The 3,618-nt window shown below is 58.9% G+C and carries 6 protein-coding genes; 3 read left to right on the top strand and 3 right to left on the bottom strand.

Annotated features, from left to right (window positions below; genetic code table 11):
* Positions 1 to 112: 112 nt before the first annotated feature.
* From ACIREA_RS28555 to ACIREA_RS28545, 3 genes are read right to left on the bottom strand one after another with little or no spacing between them, the layout of a single operon-like run.
* Entirely contained in the window at positions 113 to 640 is a 528-nt protein-coding gene (locus ACIREA_RS28555) for a DsrE/DsrF/DrsH-like family protein (protein ID WP_300931549.1), read from the bottom strand.
* Positions 641 to 659: 19 nt separating this feature from the next.
* On the bottom strand, positions 660 to 971 hold the full coding sequence (locus tag ACIREA_RS28550; RefSeq protein ID WP_397385723.1) for a TusE/DsrC/DsvC family sulfur relay protein: 312 nt from the start codon (positions 969 to 971) through the stop codon (positions 660 to 662).
* Between the two features lie 20 nt (positions 972 to 991).
* Positions 992 to 2,221, bottom strand: a complete 1,230-nt coding sequence (locus ACIREA_RS28545; protein WP_397385722.1) for an NAD(P)/FAD-dependent oxidoreductase — start codon at positions 2,219 to 2,221, stop codon at positions 992 to 994.
* A gap of 85 nt (positions 2,222 to 2,306) precedes the next feature.
* Between ACIREA_RS28545 and trxA the strand changes: the two genes are divergently transcribed.
* From trxA to ACIREA_RS28530, 3 genes are all read left to right on the top strand, one after another.
* The gene (gene trxA / locus ACIREA_RS28540; RefSeq protein ID WP_397385721.1) at positions 2,307 to 2,765 is read left to right on the top strand and encodes a thioredoxin; all 459 of its coding nucleotides are present in this window, start codon (positions 2,307 to 2,309) and stop codon (positions 2,763 to 2,765) included.
* Positions 2,766 to 2,874: 109 nt separating this feature from the next.
* On the top strand, positions 2,875 to 3,261 hold the full coding sequence (locus ACIREA_RS28535; protein WP_397385719.1) for a hypothetical protein: 387 nt from the start codon (positions 2,875 to 2,877) through the stop codon (positions 3,259 to 3,261).
* Positions 3,262 to 3,390: 129 nt separating this feature from the next.
* Positions 3,391 to 3,618: hypothetical protein (locus ACIREA_RS28530; protein WP_397385718.1), on the top strand; the 228-nt coding region annotated here is incomplete at its 3' end.

Here is a 3,618-nt window from a genome sequence, read left to right as displayed (position 1 = left end):
AAGTCTATCCATCCATACCTAACTGATAAATAAGCCAGGGTGATTTGAAGCGGTATTCATTCATGATGAAGCGCGCAAGTTACAGTAAACGAGCGCCATCTATGGCAGGCAGTCAGGTGAAAAGAATGTGCGTCCCAGCTCCGGCGGACTCTTCGTAAAACTGACCCACGGTCAGCACGTCATCCACGCGGTCCATCAGGTCTTCCTTCTTCAGCTTGAACATGTCCATGGCCAGCTTGCAGGCGAAGATCTTGCCGCCGGAGTCGGAGATGAGTTCGAGGAATTCGCGCACCGGCGGTATGTCGAGCTTCTCCATTTCCTTGTTCATGAGATGCGTGGCAAAGGCGGACACGCCGGGTATGGCGCCCATTACCGTGGGGAAGGGCATCGTGATGGGCAGGCCGAGCATGGGCATGGCCATGTTCAGCGCGGCATTTCCCACGGTGGAGACCTTCAAGTGATCCAGTGTTTTGTTGGCCAGAGCATTCAGGCCGAAGAAGGTGAAGAACAGCGAAGCCTCGATGCCCTCCATGCGGGCGCCGTTGGCCATGATCAGCGCGGGGTAGATGCCATCCAGCGAGCCGCGGCTCACGATGATGGACATCTTCTTCACAGGTTGTTTGTCGTCTGGGGTGCTCATGATCGGAAAAGGTGGGGAATTAAATGCAGCCAACGGGTTTGGGAATGCCGGCAATCTTGGAAGACTTCTTCAGCGGGCCGCCGGGGAAGAGATCGTAGAGTTCCTTCGTCGTCACCACACCGCTTTTACCCATGCTGCGGATGGTCAGGGCGGCGCCTTTCGCCTGCTGCTCACGCAGGTAGCGCACCACCTTCATGTGGGCGTCTGTCAGCGGCCCCACGCCTTCCTCCGCAGCGATGGCGGCGGCGATGGCTTCATTCCACTGGGAGGCGTCGGTGAGGTAGCCCTCCTCGTTCACGTCGATTTCAGTTCCTGCGATGGTCTTTTTCATGATGGTTGGTTGGGTGATGATTACGCGTCGGCCGGTTTCTTTTTCTGCCGGCTGATGCCCGGCAGCGGCCAGCCGCGAAGCAGGACATTCCAGTAGATGTGGCGGAAGGCCAGCTTGCCCCAGTGGTTCATGCGGCTCTCCTCCAGCAGGCGCATGGGGCCGAAGGCGAAGGGAAACGGCCCTTCGTGCGGCTCGTACTCGTAGTTGAAATCAATCAGCAGCGCCTTGCCGTTGCCGGATTCGATGAAGCAGTTCGAGTGGCCGTCGAACTCCTCTTTGAGCGGCTTGCCGGCGATGTGCAGCAGAATGTTGTCCGCCAGAGTCTCGCTTTCAAAATGGGCCACGGACCCTGCTTTGGACGCGGGCAGGTTCGTCGCATCGCCGATGACGAAGACGTCTTTGTACTCGATGGATTGCAGCGTGTGCTTTTGCGTGGCGATGAAATCCAGATCATCCCCCAGGGCGGAGCGGCGCACGACTTCGTCTCCCATGTTCGTCGGCGTGGTGACGAGCAGGTCATAGGGCACCTCACGGCCGTCGAAGCATACCAGCTTGTTGTTTTCCTGATCCACCTTCTCCGCCACGAAATCGGTCACGAGTTCGATGCCTTTGTCCCCGAGCAGATGCCCCAGCTTTTTTGATGCTTTCGGCTTGGTGAACGCACCGGACAACGGCGTGACGTAGGTCAGCGTTACCTTGTCACGAATGCCCTGCTCGCGGAAAAACGTGTCGGCCAGGAAGGTGAACTCCAGTGGTGCCACGGGGCACTTGATCGGCATCTCATTGATGTGCACCAGCACACGCCCACCTGTGAAGGTTTTGAGCTTCTCGCGCAGCGCCCGCGCTCCGTCCAGCGTGTAGAAGTCATGCACGTTCACCCGCCACTTGGGTCCCAGCATGCCCGCCGTCTCCTCCGGTGCGGTGCGGCAGCCAGTGGCGACGATTAGCAAATCGTATTTCAGCGTGCGCCCGTCCTTGATCGTGACGGCATGGTCCTCGGGAATGATTTGATCCACCTCCGCCTGCATGAACTCGACACCTTCCGGAATGAAGTCGCGGGTCTTGCGGATGATCTCGCTCTCCTCATACTTGCCGAAGGGCAGAAAGAGCAGCCCTGGCTGGTAGAGATGCCTGTCCGAGCGGTCCACCACCGTCATGCTCCATTCGGATGCAGGCAGCCGCCTGCGCAGGTTGTTGGCCATGATTGTGCCCGCAGTGCCGCCGCCGAGGATAAGAAGGTGCTTGCTCATGAAGGATTGGAAGGTTGAGTTGCACTACGTCTATATGCGTGTATGCGTATACACAATAATTAATCTCAGCTCATTTTTGTCATTCATGAACACTCACCTGACCGCCGATGAACGCGGCATCATCCTGCCTTGTCCCGCCTGTGGCACCTCCAACCGCATCGCCTACTCCAAAGCCGCACAGCAGGGCCGCTGCGGCTCGTGCAAGGCGGAACTGCCCCATGTGTCCGCACCCGTTGAAATCACGAGTGCTGCGGACTTCGCCGCGCTGATCACGCAGAGCACGCTGCCTGTCGTTGTCGATTTCTGGGCCCCTTGGTGCGGCCCCTGCCAGATGATGGCTCCCGAATTCGCCAAAGCCGCCGCCAAGGCCGCAGGCACCGCCATCCTCGTCAAAGTGAACACCGACGAGCGCCAGGACATCGCCAGCCAGTTCCGAGTTCAGGGCATTCCCGCCTTTGCTTTGACCAAAAACGGCAAAGTTGCTGCTCAAACGAGCGGCTTCCAGCCCGCTGATCGCTTGCTGGCGTGGATGAGGAACAACTGAAAGCACAATTTTGACACAGCGATTCCCATTCAAGTCGCGGAGGCATTCTTCATTCTCACGTTTGAATTGAACCGCATTGATTCGAATGACTCCCGCCACACCACGCAGAATGCCATCCCGCCGCCTGCGGCTCGGGATCGTGCTGCTGGTGTGCCTCTCGCTGGGACTGCATCGCGGAGTGATTCAAGGGATCGCTTGGACACAGATGCTGGTGCATTACGCGAGTGAAACCACACTGCTGGGGGCTGTGGAGATGACCTTTGATGGCGAGCACCCCTGTCCGCTTTGCAAGGCGGTGCAGAAAGATCGTGAAGCCGAGGGAAAGCAGCCTCAGCAGTCTCCGCAGGCTGCCAGCAAGCTGCATGCCGTGCTGGTGAACATCACGACACTGACCGCGCCTTCGGCGGATGATTTTACCTTCGTCATGCCGCGCCAGTCGGCTGTGCGGCGATGCCAGGCACTGGAGACGCCACCGCCACGATGCGGGCAGGCTTGAACACACACGTCAGCCGTTTGCGCTGAGTCACTGATTCCCTGAGCAGGACTGCCAGGTCCCTGTCTCGATGGCACGCATGTCACATGCGTTTGCCTTTTGTTCCTCCATTCCGTTCACTTTTTTCCATTCATGAAAACTTCCTTCTTTTTATTATCTCTCACACTCGCGGGCGCCGCCATGGCGCAGCCCGCCGCCACTCAGAAGCAGGTGCAAAAACCGGCTTCTGCCTCCGACCAACCCATCACCACGCTGCCGGAGATCATCGTCACCGGCACGCGGCTGCCTGCTGGCGCACCACTAAGCGCAGAAAGCGTGGACATCACCGGCGCGCGGGCACGCGGCACGGACGGTGCCTCC

It is taken from the genome of Prosthecobacter sp. (assembly GCF_044373815.1).
In the GTDB taxonomy this organism is placed as follows: Bacteria; Verrucomicrobiota; Verrucomicrobiia; order Verrucomicrobiales; family Verrucomicrobiaceae; genus Prosthecobacter.
The sequence above is the reverse complement of the archived record's forward strand: the minus strand, read 5'-3'. Positions and strand labels throughout refer to the sequence as shown.